At 66.9% G+C, this 19,408-nt stretch carries 17 protein-coding genes; 6 read left to right on the top strand and 11 right to left on the bottom strand.

Going from position 1 to position 19,408, the window contains the following annotated elements; genetic code table 11:
- Positions 1-10: 10 nt before the first annotated feature.
- The 4 genes from CF70_RS21530 to moaC all read right to left on the bottom strand — a co-directional run bounded on the left by CF70_RS21530 (position 11) and on the right by moaC (position 3,300).
- Positions 11-544: a YMGG-like glycine zipper-containing protein gene (locus CF70_RS21530; protein ID WP_051648755.1), complete on the bottom strand. Its 534-nt coding sequence runs from the start codon at positions 542-544 to the stop codon at positions 11-13.
- Between the two features lie 81 nt (positions 545-625).
- Positions 626-1,117 carry a hypothetical protein gene (locus tag CF70_RS37035; RefSeq protein WP_035869311.1) on the bottom strand — a complete coding sequence of 164 codons (492 nt, stop codon included), beginning with the start codon at positions 1,115-1,117 and terminating at the stop codon, positions 626-628.
- Between the two features lie 745 nt (positions 1,118-1,862).
- Positions 1,863-2,408 carry a Cache 3/Cache 2 fusion domain-containing protein gene (locus CF70_RS21520; RefSeq protein ID WP_235185149.1) on the bottom strand — a complete coding sequence of 182 codons (546 nt, stop codon included), beginning with the start codon at positions 2,406-2,408 and terminating at the stop codon, positions 1,863-1,865.
- Between the two features lie 409 nt (positions 2,409-2,817).
- On the bottom strand, positions 2,818-3,300 hold the full coding sequence (moaC, locus tag CF70_RS21515; protein WP_035869308.1) for a cyclic pyranopterin monophosphate synthase MoaC: 483 nt from the start codon (positions 3,298-3,300) through the stop codon (positions 2,818-2,820).
- 204 nt (positions 3,301-3,504) lie between these two features.
- Here moaC and CF70_RS21510 point away from each other — a divergent pair, with 204 nt between their 5' ends.
- Positions 3,505-5,259, top strand: a complete 1,755-nt coding sequence (locus CF70_RS21510; protein ID WP_081862280.1) for a M48 family metalloprotease — start codon at positions 3,505-3,507, stop codon at positions 5,257-5,259.
- Positions 5,260-5,296: 37 nt separating this feature from the next.
- Here the strand turns inward: CF70_RS21510 and CF70_RS21505 are convergent, their stop codons facing one another.
- From CF70_RS21505 to CF70_RS21480, 6 genes are all read right to left on the bottom strand, one after another.
- Positions 5,297-5,896, bottom strand: coding sequence for a DUF2946 family protein (locus CF70_RS21505; RefSeq protein ID WP_035869298.1), 600 nt, complete (start codon positions 5,894-5,896; stop codon positions 5,297-5,299).
- A gap of 123 nt (positions 5,897-6,019) precedes the next feature.
- Positions 6,020-7,093, bottom strand: coding sequence for a YheT family hydrolase (locus CF70_RS21500; protein WP_035869295.1), 1,074 nt, complete (start codon positions 7,091-7,093; stop codon positions 6,020-6,022).
- Between the two features lie 67 nt (positions 7,094-7,160).
- Positions 7,161-7,601: a YybH family protein gene (locus CF70_RS21495; protein WP_035869293.1), complete on the bottom strand. Its 441-nt coding sequence runs from the start codon at positions 7,599-7,601 to the stop codon at positions 7,161-7,163.
- A 57-nt stretch (positions 7,602-7,658) separates the two neighbouring features.
- Positions 7,659-8,681 carry a lipopolysaccharide heptosyltransferase II gene (gene waaF, locus CF70_RS21490; RefSeq protein ID WP_035869289.1) on the bottom strand — a complete coding sequence of 341 codons (1,023 nt, stop codon included), beginning with the start codon at positions 8,679-8,681 and terminating at the stop codon, positions 7,659-7,661.
- 121 nt (positions 8,682-8,802) lie between these two features.
- Positions 8,803-8,997 carry a zinc-finger domain-containing protein gene (locus tag CF70_RS21485; protein WP_035869287.1) on the bottom strand — a complete coding sequence of 65 codons (195 nt, stop codon included), beginning with the start codon at positions 8,995-8,997 and terminating at the stop codon, positions 8,803-8,805.
- Positions 8,998-9,055: 58 nt separating this feature from the next.
- Positions 9,056-9,976, bottom strand: coding sequence for a branched-chain amino acid transaminase (locus CF70_RS21480; protein WP_035869284.1), 921 nt, complete (start codon positions 9,974-9,976; stop codon positions 9,056-9,058).
- Positions 9,977-11,057: 1,081 nt separating this feature from the next.
- Here CF70_RS21480 and CF70_RS21475 point away from each other — a divergent pair.
- From CF70_RS21475 to CF70_RS21460, 4 genes are all read left to right on the top strand, one after another.
- Positions 11,058-13,997, top strand: coding sequence for a DEAD/DEAH box helicase (locus CF70_RS21475; RefSeq protein ID WP_035869495.1), 2,940 nt, complete (start codon positions 11,058-11,060; stop codon positions 13,995-13,997).
- A 177-nt stretch (positions 13,998-14,174) separates the two neighbouring features.
- Positions 14,175-15,200 (top strand): Bug family tripartite tricarboxylate transporter substrate binding protein, encoded by a 1,026-nt coding sequence (locus CF70_RS21470; protein WP_051648753.1) that lies wholly within the window; start codon positions 14,175-14,177, stop codon positions 15,198-15,200.
- A gap of 228 nt (positions 15,201-15,428) precedes the next feature.
- Complete coding sequence (locus tag CF70_RS21465; protein ID WP_035869281.1) at positions 15,429-16,247, top strand: AzlC family ABC transporter permease; 819 nt, start codon at positions 15,429-15,431, stop codon at positions 16,245-16,247.
- Positions 16,244-16,567, top strand: coding sequence for an AzlD domain-containing protein (locus CF70_RS21460; protein WP_035869280.1), 324 nt, complete (start codon positions 16,244-16,246; stop codon positions 16,565-16,567). The genes CF70_RS21465 and CF70_RS21460 overlap by 4 nt, the downstream gene beginning before the upstream one ends.
- Here the strand turns inward: CF70_RS21460 and CF70_RS21455 are convergent.
- On the bottom strand, positions 16,540-17,703 hold the full coding sequence (locus CF70_RS21455) for a helix-turn-helix transcriptional regulator (RefSeq protein ID WP_051648750.1): 1,164 nt from the start codon (positions 17,701-17,703) through the stop codon (positions 16,540-16,542). The two genes, CF70_RS21460 and CF70_RS21455, sit on opposite strands and share 28 nt — an antisense overlap.
- Positions 17,704-18,058: 355 nt before the next feature.
- Between CF70_RS21455 and CF70_RS21450 the strand changes: the two genes are divergently transcribed.
- Positions 18,059-19,267: a phosphoglycerate kinase gene (locus tag CF70_RS21450; protein ID WP_035869489.1), complete on the top strand. Its 1,209-nt coding sequence runs from the start codon at positions 18,059-18,061 to the stop codon at positions 19,265-19,267.
- Positions 19,268-19,408: the final 141 nt, after the last annotated feature.

The following is a 19,408-nucleotide window of genomic DNA, read 5'->3' as shown; positions in this document are numbered from 1 at the left end:
GGTCGCAGGGTTACTGCGGCGGGTAGTAGCCCGGAGGGGGCGGCGGATAGTAGTAAGTCGGGGCGGCAGGCCGCGGGGCCGCCGCCATATTGCCGTAGACCGGCACCCGATGACCGCTGGCGTACATGCACTGCACATAAGCAGCGTCGTACTGGCGCTGGCTGCCGTAGCCGGCGTATTGGGCATTACTCGAGCCGATCGCCGCGCCGGTGAGCAGGCCGATGCCTGCACCCACTGCCGCGCCGGAGCCGCCATTGAAGGCCGCACCCGCTGCCGCACCCAGCGCGGTGCCGACCGCGGCGCTGCCGACCGCGCTGTTGGTTGCCGCCTGGTTTGCGGTCACGCCACCCACCTGGCCGAAGGCGAACTGGCGGCAGGCATAGTCGTCGGCCCGGAACTGGTCGAAGTTCTTGCCGGTGCCTGGCAGCACCATCACGCTGGGACCGCTGGGCATCACGGCACAGCCGGCCAGAACAAGCGCCGCCAGCGGCAGGCTCAGCAAGATCGGGAGTCCAGGCAAGCTGGGACGGTCAAAGGCATTCATCTCGGCACCTCGGTACCTCGGTCATCGAAACATTGCGCACAGCGGTACTGCCCTTCGCAGGTTGGAAATGCGCTCCAGGCGCTAGGCGGGTGGCTGCGCCGGAACCTTCTGCCAGCCGCCTGGGCAGGCCTTGATATACGGGTAGTAGCCATCCGGCCTGGCGCAGTGATACCAATACACCTGCTGCTGGGGCGCCGGCGCCGCGACAGCGCCGCTGTTCAATTCCAGCGTGCCGTCCTGGCCCTGCTCTATGTATTGCGGTGGCGAGGTCGGCACTCCCACCACTGCGGGAGGATAGTAGTAGCCAGGGGGGTAATAGTAGGGAGAGTAGGGGTAGCCCCAGCCCCAGCCATATCCATACCCAAAGCCGGGACCGACATAGATCCCCACGCTCCCATGCCAGCCACCGCCGCCGTGCCAGCCGCCGCCCCCGTGCCAGCCTCCACCGCCATGTCCGCCCCCGCCGCCGCCATGTCCGCCCCCGCCGCCGCCGTGGCCGCCTGCCAGGGCCGTTCCGCCCGCACCCAGCGCCGCCAACACCAGCAAAAGCTGGCCAACCCAACGCCCGTTCATGTTGCTCACCCTGGATCGACGCGGAACGATGTCCCGCGGGGGCTGCACTTGCACCCCTTTAACTGCATTGAATACCAATTTGACGCATGTGGCGCGGTGCCCCCTGCTGGCGAAACGCGGCGTTACGCTTGTTACAGCGGAAGGGGTCACGGTGTAAGCGTGTGTCATGGCGGATAAGAGAGGCGGGGGCGGTGATGCGGATCGGATACTTGCAGCCGCGCGCCAGAGATCCGGCGGGATCCCATCTTTGATTGCGGTGGGCCACCGCCCTGCAAGCGCAGAGGGGAGAAATTCCTGGATGAAGCCGAAACCAGGAACGTAACGGGCTCCTGCGGTGCCTCAATCGTTTGTGTCTTGAGGCTAACCGATGTTGCTGGTAATTTTGATGGCATCGAACGGGACGCCGGGGAAATCATTGTTCGATCGGGTCCGTCCAAGGAGATGGTTCTTGGATTTGATAAGGGAATTTTGTCAGACCATACCATAATGGCGTCGCGCGCATCCCGACGAAATCTGGAAATAAATTGCTGGTCTGGAGAAAGTGTGGTGGAAGTGCCTTAAGTAGAAGCAAGGCTTAGTGTGCTATTCGGAATAACTGGGAATTTGGCCGAAAGCGATCGTGGATAGCGCTTTTTCGGAGTAGTGTTCAGGCCATTGCCGGTAGTGTCGCCTGCTGTGAGCTGGCTTTCGGGGCACCGCGTCGCCGGCGTGGCGACGCGGGGTATAAAGTAGAGCCTACGCAGACTCACTGCGCCTTGGGATAACCTACATAGTAGACGCCGATGACTCTGCCAAGGGAATCCTGTATTGGCTCATAGCCCGTGATATAGGACTTTCCGAGAATGTCGGCATCGCCATAGTACGCGCCACCGCCGCGAATTGCCGCGATAGCCTTGCCGTTGGGATCGAGCACGGTGCCAATGGCACGCGACCCATCGTCTTTCTGCACATTCGTTGCCACACGGATGAATTCCTCACCGCTCTTCACGAATAGCGTTGCGGTACCGCCCACCGTGTTTTTCACATCGTCAACCACGGCAAAGTTATTGTTCATCTTGTTAGCGCCAAAATACAACGCCGGCGCCGGTTTTCCGGCAACGGCTTCTTCTCCTTTGATCGCCGGTGCGCCCATATTGAGCACTTTCATCTTCAACAGCACCATGGCATACCTGACGTTGTCCACCGATTGTGCGTGACCAACGGTGGGGAGAAAAATCGAGAATGCAATTCCGTGTGCTGCCAGGACAACCCAGCGCAAAATGAAATTCATCCGCTTTACATTCGGCATCATGTCATCTCCGAACAGGATTGCCGATGCAACGGGGCGGCAACATCCCCGGGACAGGATCGATTGCCCTTTCATCCGTCTGGAGTATAGGTTGCCGTGATTTGCTTACCAGCACGATGGCAAATGGCACTCATGGAGACCATTACCTGGCGACAGCGGGAATTTCAACGAATTGGGCGCGATGGAAGTCGTTGCTCCCGGTGGAAATCCGTTGCGCGAAAGCCGGGCCTGCCGCTTGTTCCCAATGCCGCATCGGTTCCATCTCCGGTGTCCATTTGGAGAGAATTTGGCCAAAATCGATTCTGCGTCACTCCATGGCATCCGTTGCCGTCAAGGCAATGAGGCAATGAGGCAATTGGGTCAGCGGGGCGGGTGATGACGTGCGTCAGGCTGAGGCTTATAAAACAATCGCTTAACTGTCGCCGGCCACCCAATCCCCCGACTTCCCCCCATGCTTCTCCAGCAGCTTCACATCCCCCATCACCATCCCCCGGTCCACCGCCTTGCACATGTCATAGATGGTCAACAGTGCCACCTGCACGCCGGTCAGCGCTTCCATCTCCACGCCGGTCTGGCCGTGCGTCTCGGTGCGCACGGTGCAGCGGATGGTGCTGCTGGCTTCGTCCAGCGCATAGTCCACAGCGACCTTGGTGAGCGAGATCGGGTGGCATAGCGGGATCAGGTCGGAGGTGCGCTTGGTGGCCATGATGGCGGCCACGCGGGCAATGCCGAGCACATCGCCCTTCTTGGCGGTGCCGTCCCGCACGAGCGCGAATGTGGCGGGCAGCATGGTGATGGTGCCGGTGGCCACGGCCACGCGGTGGCTATGGGCCTTGGCGCCGACGTCTACCATATGGGCTTGTCCGGCGGAATCGAAATGGGTGAGCTGGCTCATGGCGTGGACCTGCGGAGTCGAGAGGAAAGCGTGGCGGAGGCGTCTGCCGCATTTGCCGCGCTAGCCGGGGCAGGGCGTGGCAAGACCGGGCGATGCCCGATGGGAATGGCCTCCGGAGGCCGCTATCATAGCAATATGCGCAAGAACCAAACGCTCGCCGGAGCGCTCTCCTCGCCCGCCCGACAGGCGCGCCTCAAATCTCGCATGGGCCCTGTGCGCCATGCAGATGCCGTTCCCGCAGCCGTACCCCTGCGCGCGCGCGCGAAACCGGGGCGCTTTGCGCGCCGTTCGCTGGCGGCACTGTTGGCGCTGACGATGGCGTTACCCGCCTGGCCCCAGCAGCGCGTGTTACTGAACGATCCCGCGCGCACCGCCGCAGCCGCCACCACGGGGACGGATGGCGGTGGCAGCGACCAGGTCTACGACAACCTGAACCGCAGCGTCAAGGCGGGGCAGAAGTCCGAATTCGGGCTGCGCAGCAACAACACGGTGGTGGAGACCAACGGCGCGCAGTTGCCCGACCTGGGAGACCCGTCCACGGCGTCGCTGACGCCCGACATGGAAAAGCGCCTGGGCGATCGCATCATGCGCGATATCCGGCGCGATCCGGACTATGTGTCGGATCCGCTGCTGGCCGATTACCTGAACATGCTCGGCTATCGCCTGGTGCAGGCGGCGCGCCGGCAGAACATCTCCGGCTCCAACGGTGCCGGCACCTTCGCGACCGGCTTCGAGCTGTTCGCGGTGCGCGACCGCACCATCAATGCCTTTGCGCTGCCGGGCGGGTACATCGGCGTGCACACCGGCCTGCTGGTGCAGTCGGATACCGAGTCCGAGCTGGCTTCGGTGCTGGGCCACGAAATCGGCCACGTGATGCAGCGGCATATCGCGCGCGGCATCACCACGCAGGACCAGTCGATGTGGATCTCGCTGGCATCGATGGTGCTCGCGGGGCTGGCGGCCACCAAGAGCGGCGATGCGGCAGCGGCGCTGGCCATGGGCGGGCAGGCGGCTGCGATCTCCAACCAGTTGTCGTTCTCACGCGGCGCGGAGCGGGAGGCCGACCGGGTCGGCTTCCAGATCATGACCGCAGCCGGGTTCGATCCGCAGGGCATGCCGGATTTCTTCAAGCGGCTGCAGCGCGTGATGGGCATCTCGGAGAATTCGGTGCCGGCCTACGTGCGCACCCATCCGCTCACCTCGGAGCGGATCGCCGACATGCAGGACCGCGTAAGCCATGTGGCGGTGCGCAAGGTGCCGAATACCCCGGAATACGAGTTCGCTCGCATGCGTGCCCGCATCATCCAGGAAACCACGCCCAGCGACTTGCAGAACGTGCGTGCCGCGCTGCAGACGCAACTGGCGGCAGCTTCGCCGGTGCGCTTGCCGGCGCTGTATTACGGGATGGCTTTCGCCGAGCAGCGGCTGGGCCGCAACACTGCCGCGGAGCAGTCCCTGGCCGAAGCCCGCCGGCTGTACGGCAATATTCCCGGCGCCACTTCCGGCAGCGCCATGCTCGATGTGATGGCGATCGAGCTGGCGCGCGCGCAGGGCCGGCAGCAGGATGCGCTGAATCAGGCCATGGTATCGATGAAGGCGTTTCCGCTGTCGCACGCGGTGGCGCTGAGCTACGCGGCGACCTTGCTCGGCGCCGGCCGGACGGACCAGGCGGTGACCTTCCTGCGCGAACGCACGCGCGAAGAGGTTGCGCGTTCCGAGTGGTGGGACATGCTGGCGCGGGCCTATGCCGCGCAGGGCCGGCGCGTGCAGCAGCACCAGGCGCTGGCGGAAAAATATGCGGTCGATGGCGCCTACCAGGCCGCCATCGAGCAGTTGCAGATCGCACGCAAGGCGGGCGATGGCGATTTCTACACGCTGTCGGAGGTCGACGCGCGCCTGCACCAGCTGGAGCGCCAGTTCCGCGAGGAGAAGCAGGACAGCAAGGGCATGCCTAACTGACGGCCACGCCCGCTACTGCTGTTCCCGCCGCCACCGCTCAGGCGGCCTGCTCGCCCGCGGGCGGCAGCGGCTGGCGCACGAAGCCGTAGCGCGTCGGCACCTCGTCTTCGACAATCGGTTCGATCGCCACGTCGGTACCGTCGAAATGAAACACGCCGAGATTGCCGCCGCACGCCTCGCCGTGCCAGGTGCAGGCGCTGCTGAAGGCATCGAGGTCATGGTCGTGCAGCAGCGCCACCTGCAGCTTGCCCGCATCCCCGCTTTCTCCTTCCACCTCGCCGGCCAGCAGCACATTGCCATGCTCGTCCGCATGGCAGGCGCGCAGCGTGAAGGCGCGCTGCGATGTGGTCCGCAGCTGGCCCTGATGCAGCCGCGCGATCCACGGCGCGTAGGCCAGCGACACGAACACGCGCTGCGGGCCGTTCTGGAAGTACCAGGCGCCGCGCTCGTCGTGCTGGTAGTTGCGCTCGATAAACGCGATCAGCGCTTCGTGCCGGATCGGGTCGCCGGACAGGCCGTGCTGCTGGGCGTACTCGTTGCGCATGCGCCATTGCCCGCGCCGGTCCAGCGCCAGCCAGCCGTAGCAGTTGGGGACGTTGGGCCAGCGGGCCATTGCTTGCTTGACTGAATCATCCATCGTCGCTGTCTCCTTGCGGGGCCGTTCATGCCGTCCATGAAGGGCATTCCGCTCGCATTCATTCAGGTGGCCGCCCGGCTTTGCCATCCGTTCGCAACCGGCATGCGGGGCTGCGCAGGCGCGCTAGGCCACGGCGTCGAAAAACCGCAGGATGCGCGCCGGCAGCCACTCGATATGCCCCGCATAGGGCAGTACCGGCAACACACGCAGCATATCTTCGCGCGGCGTCATGAACCCGACGTGACCACCGTGCTCGGGCTGCTCGAGCCAGACCTGCGGGCTGACGTCCGCCGGGCCCGGCAGGTGGCGCGCCGGCAGGAAGGGATCGTTGCGCGCGTTGAGCACCAGCGTGGGCACGGCGATGCCGCCGAGCACGGGTTTGCTGGAAGCGCGGGCCCAGTAATCGTCGGTGTCGCGAAAACCGTGCAGCGGCGCCGTGACGATATTGTCGAAGGCGTACAGGTCGCGGCTGGCTAGCATGGCTTCCCGGTCGAACAGGCCGGGATACTGCGTTAGCTTGGCCAGGGACTTGCGCTTGAGGGTTTGCAGGAACATGCGCGTGTACAGCATGTTGAACCCCTGCGACAGCGCTGCGCCACCGCCGGCCAGGTCCAGCGGCGCCGACACCGACGCCGCGGCGCCGATGAAGGCCGCGCCGCTGCCCTGTTCGCCGAGCAGGCGCAGCAGGGCATTGCCGCCCAGCGAGATGCCGACCACCAGCAGCTTGCGCCCATGCGCGCAATACTGCCGGTGCAGGCGTTCCAGGATCCAGTGGATTTCCTCCGAGTCGCCGGAGTGATAGAAGCGCGGGGCCAGGTTCAGCTCACCCGAGCAGCCGCGAAAGTGCGGGATCACGCCCTGCCAGCCGCGCGCGGCCAGCGCATGCATCATGGCCTGCGCGTAGTGACTGCCGGAGTCGCCTTCCAGGCCGTGGAACATCACCAGCAGCGGGGTGTCGGGCGTCACCGGATGCGTGGTCCAGTCCAGGTCGACGAAGTCGTCATCGGGGGCAATCCAGCGCTCGCGCTTGAAGGCGACGCGCGCAGGGCGCTGCGTGAAGCGCGCCGGGATGATGGTCTGGGCGTGGCCGCCGGAGAGCCACCACGGCATGCGGCGGCCGCCGCCAAACGAGGAGGTGGCCAGAGCGGGTGACGCTGCCCCGGGAGGGCGGTGGTGCGATGGCGGAAGCTGGCTCATGCCTGGAATGCCGGAATCTGGCTGGCGGGCTGCCGGGCGCCGTGACGCCGTGACGCCGCGCCAGATCCTAGTGAAGCGCCTGGCCCGGCGCCGTGCTGACGGTGGCGACCTGGCTGGCGTTGGCCGGGCTGCAATGGATATGCGCCAGCCGCCAGCCCTCGTGGTTCTGCATCAGCACATAGGTGGTGTGCACGTAGAGGTCGGCTTCGATGCGGTCGTCGCCGAAGCGCAGGGCTTCGGTCACGTCGAAGATGGCGACACCCATCGAGGTATGGCTGCTGGTCTCGATCACGTCGATCAGCACTGGCTGCAAGGCCAGCAACTGCGCGAAGGCCTGGCGCAGGTGCTCGTGGCCGATCAGGCGCTGGCCGTCGGGCATCACGCACGTTACCGAGTCCTCATCCAGCCACAGGCGCAGGGCGCCGTCCGCATCGCGCAGCTTCATGGCCTCGCGAAAGGCTTCTACGATGTCTTCGGCGGAATCGAACAGGCGGGCAAAACGAGGCATGGTGGACTGGGCTCAGGGATTCGTTGGCCGGATGATTACGAACGGCGGGTCAGCGCTTCAGGCCCGGTGCAGGAGCTTGCGCAGCTCCACAAACACCATTTCGGGCTCGATGTCCTTCAGGCACCGCAAGTGTCCGAGGGGACACTCGCGTTTGAAGCACGGACTGCATTCGAGCTGCAGCCACATGATACTCGCAGCCTGCGACAGCGGGGGAGTGTGGCGTGGGTCACTGGAGCCGAACACCGCCACCTGCGGCCGGTTCAGCGCCGCGGTGACGTGCATCAGGCCGGAGTCGTTGCATACGGCGCCTTCGGCCATCGCCAGCAGGTCGACGGCGTCGTCGAGCGAGGTCTGGCCGCAGAGATTGCGCACGAACGGCGCGCCTTTGACGATCTCGGCGGCGATCTCGGCATCCTTGGGCGAGCCAAGCGTGATGATCTGCGCATACGGGAATGAGCGCTTGAGCATCTGCGCCAGTTCCGCGAAGTGCGCCGCCGGCCAGCGCTTGGCCGGGCCGAATTCCGCACCCGGGCAGAAGGCGATCAGGCGTGTCTGCGGCGCAATGCCAAAGCGCTCCGCGGTCTTGGCCATGCGCACCGGGTCGATGCGCAGGCGCGGCTCGGGCAGGTCTTCGGGCAGGCGCGCGCCTGGCTTGAGCGCCAGCCGCGCGTAATGCTCGACCATGGGCGGGCGGTGGTCGCGCGGCGGGTTGCCGTGGCGGATATTGAGCAGGCCGAAGCGCGCTTCGCCGCGATAGCCCACGCGCAGCGGGATGCCGGCCAGCCAGGGAATCAGGGCCGACTTGAGCGAATTGGGCAGCACGTAGGCCGCGTCGTAGCCTTCGTTCTTGAGCTGCTGGGCGAACATCAGCCGTGCGGAGAGTTGCAGCTTGCCGTGCGCCAGTTCGCTGGGGAATACCTGGTGGATCTCGGGCATGCGTGCCAGCACCGGCGCCACCCATTTGGGGGCGAGTGCGTCGATCTGCAGGCGCGGATGGCGCGCTTTCATCAGCGCGAAGAGCGGCTGCGCCATCAGGGCGTCGCCGATCCAGTTGGGGGCGATGACGAGGGCTTTTTTCATGAATGGGGCGCTGCCGGAAGAATGGGCGTGGCGCGGTCTGCGCGCGCCACGCACGCCAACGCTCCGGCGCGCCGCTTGGCGGGCCGGAGCATCGGGGTGGTGCGGTGAAACGTGAGCCGTGTCAGTGGTGACCCTTGATGACGGTGCCTGGCTTGAGCTTGTAGACGGTACCGCAGTACGGGCATTTCACCTCGCCGGTGTCGGTCACGTCGAGGAAGACGCGCGGATGGTAATTCCAGGCGGGCGTATTGCCGGTGGGGCAGTGCAGGGGAAGATCTTCTGCGCCGATTTCGATTACGGATGCGGTTTGCGTCATGGTGTTGCGGGGATGGACTTGGTCTTTTGTCGGGACTAGGTAAGTGGCTGGCCGGTGTTCAGACCAGGGTCAGCCAGTGCTTGTATTGTTCGCTGGTGCCACCGACGGCGGCGAAGAAGGCATCCTGGATGCGCTTGGTCACCGGGCCGCGCCGGCCTTCGCCGATGACGCGGTCGTCGAGCTCGCGGATCGGCGTGACTTCGGCGGCGGTGCCGGTGAAGAACGCTTCGTCCGAGCAGTACACCTCGTCGCGCGTGATGCGCTTCTCGCGTACCTCGATGCCGAGATCGTGGGCAATGGTGAGGATCGCGTCGCGGGTGATGCCGTCCAGGCACGAGGCCAGGTCAGGCGTATAGATCACGCCGTTGCGCACCACGAACACGTTCTCGCCCGAGCCTTCGCTCACATAGCCTTCGGTATCCAGCAGCAGGGCCTCGTCATAGCCGAGGCTGGTGGCTTCCTGGTTGGCCAGGATCGAGTTGATGTAATAGCCGCTGGCCTTGGCCCGCACGAGCGAGACGTTGACGTGATGGCGGGTGAAGGAGGAGGTCTTGACGCGGATGCCGCGCTCCATGCCTTCCTCGCCCAGGTAAGCGCCCCAGGGCCATGCGGCGATCGCCACGTGGATGGTGTTGCCCCTGGCCGAGACGCCGAGCTTTTCAGAGCCGATCCAGACCAGCGGGCGGATGTAGCAGGATTCGAGCTGGTTGGCTTTCACCACCTCGAGTTGCGCCGCCGCCAGCGTGGCCTCGTCGAACGGTATCTGCATCTGGAAGATCTTGGCCGAGTTGAACAGGCGGCGAGTGTGCTCCTTGAGGCGGAAGATCGCGGTCCCGGCCGGCGTCTTGTAGGCGCGTACGCCTTCGAACACGCCCATGCCGTAGTGCAAGGTATGGGTCAGCACGTGGATCTTGGCGTCGCGCCACTCGATCAACTTGCCGTCCATCCAGATTTTTCCGTCGCGATCCGCCATCGACATGGTTCTTCTCCGTTAGCGCCGTCAGCAATGCAAAGGAAGCATTGTAAACCCCGTGCCCCCTTGTGCCAACGCGGGCGCGGGCCCGCGGGGGTCTAAAATCGTCACATTGTGTATGCCGCCACCGCCACCCGTGCCCCTTTCGCCATCATCACGACCCGCCGCCTCCGATTCCGATCCGCTTGCCGGTGTGCGCGCCGAACGGCTGCGCGGGATGCTGTTCTCCGGGGCGCCGGAGGCGGAGATCGACGAATTGCTGGCGCCGTGGGAGCCGGGTTCCGGCCTGCCCCGGCTGCTGGTATCCGCGGCGCAGGGCAGCGGCGGGCCGGCGGCGCTGGCGCGGGTGGTATCGCCGTGGCGCTGGCGCATGCTGCACGCCGTGCTGGATGTGCTGTATGCGGACTGGGACCCGGCCCTGCGGCCCTATCTGGACTACCTGGCCGATGCGCAGGCACGCGGCGACGGCGAATTCGCCACGGTGCCGGGGCGGTTGCGCGGGGTGCTGGCCGAGGGCTTGCTGTATGGCGGCGAGCGCCAGCGCGCGCTGGCGGTGCTGGCCACGGTGCCCGGCAGCGGCCAGGCGCTGGCGCTGCATGCCTTTACGCATGCCGGGGATGGCGACTGGGCGGGGGCCCAGGCCGGTTTCGAAGCCGCGCTCAAGAGCCTGCGAACCGAGCGCGGCCAGCGCACCGGCTTGCTGTCGCCCGCGCTGGCGCCGTACTACCCGCTGTCCTTGCTCGCCCAGCGCACGCCCGCGCACCTCGAGCAGGCGCGCAAGTTTTGCCAGGCGGAAGCCGGCTCGCGCACCCCTGCGCCTACCGGGCGCTGGGGGCTGTGGTGTCATGCGCTCGCGGTGCATCGCGGCGACGCTCGCCTGGACGAAGCCGCATTTGAGTTGCGTCCCGAAGTGCCGCCGCTCGCGCAATTCTGGCGCGTGATGCTGCGCGCCTGGCTGGGCGATGTGGCGCAAGCCAGCGGACGCCGCCAGCCAGCGGCGGTCCGCTCCGAAGCCATCGACGGCCTGCATGTCCGTCTGCAAGCCTGTGGCCTGCGCTGGTTCGGGCAGCAACTCAATGCGGCCCGGATGCTGGAGGCCGGCGAGCCGGTGCCGGACGCCTTTTTCGCCGGCCAGCGCCAGGAGAGCTGGCGGCTGGCGCTCGAAGCGCTGCAGGCCCTCGCGGGCGAGGCGCGCGCGCCCGACGGCGCCAGTGCCAGCCGCATCTTGTGGGCGCTTAGCCTGGACGCCGACGGCGCGCTCGGCACCATCGAGCCGCTGGAGCAGCTGCGCGGTCCGCGCGGCTGGAACAAGCCGCGGCCGCTGCCGCTGGCCCGGCTCGCAGAGGACGACCGCCTGGAGCCCTGGGATGCCCGCGTAGCCCGCGCGGTCCGCCGTGACCAGTCCTATCACCGGCGCTACGTACTCGATCGCGCCGCGGCCATGCTCGCCCTGGTCGGGCATCCTGCCGTCGTGCTGGCGCAAGCGCCCGAGCAGACGCTGGAAGTGGTGGAAGGGGCGCCCACGCTGGAAGTCGTGCGCCAGGGCGGGCGCTATACGCTGCGGGTCTCGCCGCCGGTGCGCGAGGCGCCGGCGCTGGACAGCTTCCTGCCCGCCGGCAGCCGCGCGGATGCCGAGGCCTTGCGCCAGATCACCGTGCTGCGCGAAGGCTCGCAGCGCCTGCGCGTGATCCGGCTGACGCCCGCGCAGCAAGGCGCGGCGCAACTGATCGCCGACGGGCTGGCGGTGCCGGCCGAAGCACATGCCCAGCTCGACGCCACGCTGCGCGCGCTGTCCGGCCATTTCCAGGTGCACTCCGACCACGACGGCAGCGCCCGCGAACTCGAAACCGAGAGCCGTCTGCGCGCCGAACTGTCGCCGCTGGGCGAGGGCCTGGCCCTGCGCCTGGTGGTGACGCCGCTTGGTCCGCTCGGGCCACGGCTGGCGCCGGGCAGCGGGCGCGAACGGCTGATGGCGGCGGTCAAGGGGGAGAGCCTCGCCACGGTGCGCGATCTCAAGTCCGAGCTGAGCCACGTGGCCGAAGTCTTTGACGCGCTGCCTTTCCTGGTGCCGCGCTCGCCCGAGAGCGGCGAATACGACTGGACCCTGGCCGACCCGGAGGAAGCGCTGTCGGTGGTCGAGCAACTGCCCGGGCTGCCTGGCGTGCTGGCGGTGGAGTGGCCCAGGGGCAAGGAAATACGGGTGGTGGGCGCCGACATCCCGCAACTGGCGGTGCATATCGAAACCGAGAGCGAATGGTTCAAGCTGGTCGGCGAGTTGAGCGTGGCCGAGGGGCTGGTGCTGCAGCTCGGCCAGTTGCTGGCGTGGGCCGGCAGCCATGCGGGGCGCTTCATGCCGATGGGCCAGGGCGTCTACGTGGCGCTCACGCGCAGCCTGCGCGCGCGGCTGCGCGACCTCGCGAGCGTGGCGCACAGCGTGCCCGGCGGCATCAAGGTGCCGCTGATGGCGGCGCCCTGGCTGGACGATGTGCTGGCCGGCGCGGGAATCGATCCCGACACGCATTTCCGCCAGCGCGTGGCGCGCCTGCGCCGGGCGCGCGACGGCGATGCCCGGCTGCCTGCCAACCTTGCCGCCGAGTTGCGGCCTTACCAGGAGGACGGCTTCCGCTGGGCCATGTCGCTGGCCGAAGCCGGTTTCGGCGCCTGCCTGGCCGACGACATGGGACTGGGCAAGACCCTGCAGGCGCTGGCGGTGATGCTGGCGCGGGCGGACGGCGGCGCCGCGCTGGTCATCGCGCCGACCTCGGTCTGCGGCAACTGGGCCGAGGAGGCGCGGCGCTTCGCGCCGACGCTGCGCGTGCACATCTATGCCGAGGGCGAGCGCGCGGCCTTGCTGGAACAGGCCGGCCCGCATGACATGGTGATCGTCTCGTACACCTTGTTGCTCCAGGCCCGGGAAGCGTTCTGCAAGCGGGAATGGCACACGGTGGTGGCCGACGAGGCGCAGGCCTTCAAGAACGCCGCCACCAAGCGCTCGCAGGCGATGTTCGAGCTGCGATCCGGCTTCCGCATGGCGCTGTCGGGCACACCGGTGGAGAACCGGCTGGCCGAGTTGTGGTCGATCATACGCTTCTGCAACCCGGGCCTGCTTGGCTCGCTGGTCCGCTTCAACGAACACTTTGCCGTGCCGATCGAGCGCAACGGCGTGCGCGAGGCGGCCCAGCGGCTGCGCCGCATGATCGCGCCGTTTGTGCTGCGCCGGACCAAGGCCCAGGTGCTGGACGAACTGCCGCCACGCACCGAACTGGTCTTGCGCATCGAGCCGGAGCCGGTCGAGGCGGCTCACTATGAAGCGCTGCGCCGCCAGGCGCTGGCCGAAGCCGAGGCAGCGGTCAGCGGCCCGAAGGCGCGCCGGACCGCCTCCGGCCAGCCCGGCGCCGAGGCACGCATCCATGTGCTGGCGCAACTGATGCGGCTGCGCCGTGCCGCCTGCGACGCGCGTCTGGTCACGCCCGAACTGGATCTGGGGCAGGAGGGCGCCAAGGTGCGCGCGTTCGTGCAACTGGCCGGCGAACTGGCCGCCAACGGCCACAAGACGCTGGTGTTCAGCCAGTTCGTCGACTTCCTGCAGTTGCTGCGCCGGGGACTGGACGAGGCCGGGCTGGCGTGGCAGTACCTGGACGGCGCCACGCCGGCAGCCGAGCGCACCCGGCGCGTGGCGGCTTTCCAGGCGGGGCAGGGCGATGTCTTCCTGATCAGCCTGAAGGCCGGTGGTTTCGGCCTCAACCTGACCGCGGCGGACTACGTGATCATCGCCGACCCGTGGTGGAACCCGGCCGCCGAGGACCAGGCCATGGGCCGCGCCCACCGCATCGGGCAGCAGCGGCCGGTGACGGTGTACCGGCTGATCAGCGCGGGCACCATCGAGGAGCGCATCCTCGCGCTGCACCACGGCAAGCGGGCACTGGCCGACGGCATCCTGGAGATCGGGGAGGGCGGGGACGGCTTGACCGGCACGGCGGCCGCGCTGCCGGACATCGACGAACTGGTGGGTCTGCTGCGCAACTAGGGGCGTCGTTGCCCATCGCGATTCCGTTCCATGTCTGCTTATACCAACATGGCATACCTTCAAGCGAACTCCATCGTTGGTAATGCGGCGGATCGTTGGTATCTTGCTGTTTTGGCCCGGGGCGCCAGACCCCGGCCGGCAGCCCCGACCCGCATTCATTTTTCCGACGGAACCCCCATGCTCCGCATTGCATCCCGCCGCATTTCCCTTGTTTCCCGCCCGGTTTCGCGCCTGGCAGCCGCTCTGGGCGCCCTGGCCGCGCTTTGCACGCTGGCCGCGCCGGCCCGTGCCCAGGACCCGGCATGGCCCGCCCAGCCGATTACCATCCTGATGGGCTTTACCGCCGGTTCGGGCGTGGACATGGTCGGCCGCACCCTGCAGGAATCGCTGCAGAAGTCGCTCAAGACCACCATCATTTATGACTACCGCCCCGGCGCGGGTGGCAACGTGGCCTCCGAAGTGGTCGCGCACGCCAAGCCAGACGGATACACCCTGCTGCTCGGCACCGCCGCCACCCACGGCATCAACCCGGCCCTGTACAAGAGCCTGCCGTTCGACGCCGAGGCCGATTTCACGCCCGTGGCACCGCTGGTGGAAGTGTCCAATGTGCTGACGGTCAACCCGTCCGTGATCGACGTGAAGTCGGTGAAGGAATTCATCGAGAAGGTCAAGGCCAATCCGGGCAAGTACAACTACGCGTCCACCGGCAACGGTACCGGCACCCACCTGGCCTTTGCCGAGTTCAACGCGCGCGCCGGCCTGGACATGGTCCACGTGCCGTACAAGGGCGGCCCGGATGCGTTGCAGGCCGTGCTCAAGGGCGAGGTTTGCTGCATTTTTAATCAGGTGCAGAGCGTGTTGCCGCAATACAGGGCGGGGAAGGTCCGGCTGCTGGGCGTGACCACCAGGAACCGGGTGGCGGTGATCCCGGAGGTGCCGACGATTGCCGAGAGTGGCCTGGCCGGGTTTAACAGCACCATCTGGTTTGGTTTTTTCGGACCCAAGGGACTGGATTCCGGGATCAGCAAGAAGATCAATGACGCCGTCAAGGTCGCGCTGGAAACGCCCGCGATCCGGCAGAAACTGATCGATGCCGGCAATTCGCCGCGGATCGAGACGGTCGAACAGTTCCGGACCACGGTGAAGGCGGATCGCCAGAAGTGGGCCGGCGTGGTGAAGAGCGTGGGCGCCTCGATCGACTGAATCCCGCACGGCCGTCCCCACCTGCAGGGCCCCCGCATGCGGGGGCTTTTTATTTGCAGGCAGCCCGGCCAAAGGCAACGGCGAATCTGTTAAGCGGTTGCTTACGAGCGGCCGGGGCTGGCCCTATAATGGGGCCTTGCCCGCGCGCCCCGCCCGTCGGGCAACTCACGTGCCCCAGGCTTTCCACTGTGGCGGAGCCGGCGCCGCTTCCCCCGAAGACCTCAGAACATGACATTCCGACCGCCCCAGGCCCTGCTGCGTCCCTGGCATCGTATTGCCCCGGCCGAGCGGGCCGGCTTTATCGAGGGCGTGCGCTATTTCGCCCCGTCCCTGCCCGCGGTGTTCTCCTGGGGGCTGGTGACCGGCGTGGCCATGAGCAAATCGGTGATGAACGTGCCCGAGGCGATCGGCATGTCGCTGCTGGTCTACGCGGGCTCGGCCCAGTTGTCGGTGCTGCCGCTGTTCGCGGCGGGTTTGCCGTTGTGGACGGGCTGGCTGACCGCCGCCATTGTCAACCTGCGATTTGTCATCTTCAGTGCGGGACTGCAGCCGCATTTCAGTTACCTGCCGCTGTGGCGCCGCACCCTGCTGGGGTCCTTCAACGGCGACCTGCATTTCGTCTACTTCATGCAGCGCTATGCCACGCCGGGCCACGAGCCGGGCAAGGAGGGCTACTTCTGGGGCATGGCGCTGACCAACTTCGCCATGTGGCAGGTCTCGTCCATTATCGGCATCGTGCTGGCCAGCGCGTTCCCGGATAGCTGGGGCCTTGGGCTGGCCGGTACCCTTGCGCTGATCCCGGTCATGGTCTCCACCATCAACTCGCGTTCCACGATGCTGGCGGTGGCGGTGGCTTCGACCCTGGCGCTGCTGTGCTTTCACTTGCCTTACCGGCTGGGCCTGGTGGCGGCAGTGGTGGGCGCCATCGCGGCCGGCATGGCCAGCGACGAACTGGCGGCCCGGGCGACCTTGCGCGGTATCCGCCGCCGCAAGCTGGAGCATGCGGCGGCGCAGGTGCCTCCCCAGTCGGCGGAGGAGCGTTCATGAGCCATCTCGAGATCTGGGTCGCGCTGGTGGGCATGGCGGTGGTGACCATCGTCACCCGCGCGCTGTTCCTGATGGCGGGCGAGCGCGTGACGGTGCCCGACCGCATCCAGCGCGCGCTGCGCTACGCGCCGGCGGCGGCGCTGGCGGCCATCATCCTGCCCGACCTGATGACGTGGCAGGGGCATTTCACCATTGCGCCGGGCAACTACAAGCTGGTGGCCGGGGCGGTCGCCCTGGTGTTCTACCTGCTGACGCGGCGCATGGTTGGCATGATCGCGGCAGGCATGGCGGTCTATACAGCGCTTCGATTGCTCGGTTGAGCGTCGGGCGCGGATTCCGGAGCAGGGGTTCCCGTGCCGGGCCCGAGCGCGGTACTCAGCTGGGTCAGCATCCGTGTCAGGCGGGCCTGCGTGGTGGCGCCGGTCTTGAGGAATACCGCCTTGAGCTGGCTGCGCGCGGTCTCATGCCGCACACGCAGGCGCTCGCTGGCTTCGGGCAGGCCGATGCCGGTGGCCAGCAGGGTGGCCAGGCGGATCTCGGCCGGGGTCAGGCCGTAGATTTCGCGCAGCAGGTGCGGGAGTTGCACCGGCGCATGCGCGTCTTCATGGATCACCACCAGCGCACTGGGCTTTTGCCAGGGCAGCGCAAAGATATGGGACGGCGGCAGCGGCATCACGATCAGCTGCGCGCTGCCGCCATCGGCATGGCGTGCCAGCGCGGCCTGTGCCGGCACCGTGCTTAGGAGCGAGCAGGCCGCGGCTATCATGTCCGGCAGCGAGCGCGACAGCTGCCACTCGCTGGTCTTGCCGGCGGGGTCGAGCCGCCGCACCCAGCGCTCGCCAATGCTGTTGCTCAGCAAGACGCGGCGCTCGGGCGAGAAGGCGATCACGCCAAACGACAGCCGTTCCAGGATTTGCGCCGATAGCTGCGCCAGCGTGGACAGCTCGACGGTACGGTCGCGCATGGCTATGGCGCTGCGCATATGGGGCAGCGCCCAGTCCAGCGCGCTGACGTCCGCTGCCGTGAACATGCCCTGCGAGAACGCGCGCTGCAGGGAGAAATACACTTCGTAGTGCGGCTTTCGCTCCACCAGGCAGGCCGCATAGGAGCACAGGCCGAAGCGGTGGAAGAAGTCGCGGTAGAACGGGCTGCGCTGCATCGCGCCCTCGCCGAAATCGCGCACGTCGATGTACCACTCGCCGGGGCTGAGGTTGTGGGCGAACAGCTTGCCCGGGTCGAGTTCGTGGAACTCCTTTTCGTAGGCGCTGAACAACTCCTGTACCGGGCGCACCATTTCATTGACCGTCATCAGGTCGCGGTCCGTGTCGCGCACGATCATCGATGCATGCGCGCTGCCAACGATGCCGCTCATGGTGTACAGGCTTTGCTGCCACGCCTGCGCGTCAAGAATCCCTTCGTACAAGCCACGGATTGCCCCGTGCATGTCTTCGTTCATGATTACCCCCCCTGCCTTCGCGACAACGGCATCAGCCGTGTGGCGCCGACGCCGCTTATCTTCGGGCGTGCCCGGCTCCGTGCCTTGGGTCCCGTCTGTAGCGGGCCTCCGGCTATGTTTTTGCGTGCATATTTTTGTGCATACATCGCGCGCTTCGACATGAGCGTACGAGACGCAGGCCGATTGTCGCACCCTTCTTTCAGGGGGTGCGTTGCAAGGACGCGGCACGTCGTTCGCCGCATGCGGCGATTGCAGCACCCGCGGCAGGGTGCATCGTGGTTCCAATCACGCAAAATGGCTCTTGCGATCAGGTAAAATGCCGATTTTCCCCGATTTTCGCTCCCCAGCCACCGCCATGACCTCTGTCCTGCGTCTTTCCGATCTCATCTCCGAAGGCAAAATTGCCGGCAAGCGTGTTTTTATCCGCGCCGACCTGAACGTGCCGCAGGATGACGCCGGCAATATCACCGAAGACACCCGTATCCGCGCCTCGGTGCCCGCCATCGAGGCTTGCCTCAAGGCCGGCGCCGCCGTCATGGTGACGTCGCACCTGGGCCGCCCCACCGAGGGCGAGTTCAAGCCCGAGGATTCGCTTGCCCCCGTAGCCGCGCGCCTGGGCGAACTGCTCGGCAAGCCCGTCAAGCTCGTGCAGAACTGGGTCGACGGCACCGGCGAAGTCAGCCAGGTCAAGCCCGGTGAAGTGGTGCTGCTGGAAAACTGCCGCATCAACAAGGGCGAGAAGAAGAACAGCGACGAACTGGCGCAGAAGATGGCCAGGCTGTGCGACGTCTATGTGAACGACGCCTTTGGCACCGCGCACCGCGCGGAAGCCACCACCCACGGTATCGCCAGGTACGCCCCCATCGCCTGTGCCGGCCCGCTGCTGGCTGCCGAGATCGATGCGCTGGGCAAGGCCCTGGGCCAGCCTGCGCGCCCGCTGGTGGCGATCGTGGCCGGTTCCAAGGTGTCCACCAAGCTGACCATCCTCAAGACGCTGGCCAGCAAGGTCGACAACCTGATCGTTGGCGGCGGCATTGCCAATACCTTCATGCTGGCGGCCGGCCTCAAGATCGGCAAGTCGCTGGCCGAGCCGGACCTGGTGGCCGACGCCCGCACCATCATCGACCTGATGGCCGCGCGCGGCGCTTCGGTGCCGATTCCCGTGGACGTGGTGTGCGCCAAGGAATTCAGCGCCACCGCCACGGCTACCGTCAAGGACGCGAAGGAAGTGGCCGACGACGACATGATCCTCGACATTGGCCCCAAGACCGCGCAGATGCTGGCCGAGCAGCTCAAGGCCGCCGGCACCATCGTGTGGAACGGCCCGGTCGGCGTGTTCGAATTCGACCAGTTCAGCAACGGCACGCAGGTGCTGGCGCATGCCATTGCCGAGTCCAGGGCCTTCTCGATCGCCGGTGGCGGCGACACGCTGGCGGCCATCGCCAAATATGGCATCGCTGACCGCGTGGGCTATATCTCCACCGGCGGTGGCGCCTTCCTGGAGTTCCTGGAGGGCAAGAAGCTGCCTGCTTTCGAGGTGCTGGAACAGCGCGCCGCGGGCTGAGGGTGACGGCTCTGCGGGGAATTGGCGGGGACATGGGCGGCAGTCGCGGCCTGGCCGCGTTGCTGCTGGCCGCGATGCTGGTCCTGGCCGCCTGCGGCCGCCCGGGCGGCGCGCCCGACGCGCGCACCCTGGCTGCCGCGC

The sequence above is a fragment of the Cupriavidus sp. SK-3 genome (assembly GCF_000611145.1).
Taxonomy (GTDB): domain Bacteria; phylum Pseudomonadota; class Gammaproteobacteria; order Burkholderiales; family Burkholderiaceae; genus Cupriavidus.
Note: the sequence above shows the minus strand (reverse complement) of the source record. Positions and strands in the feature narration are given on the sequence as shown.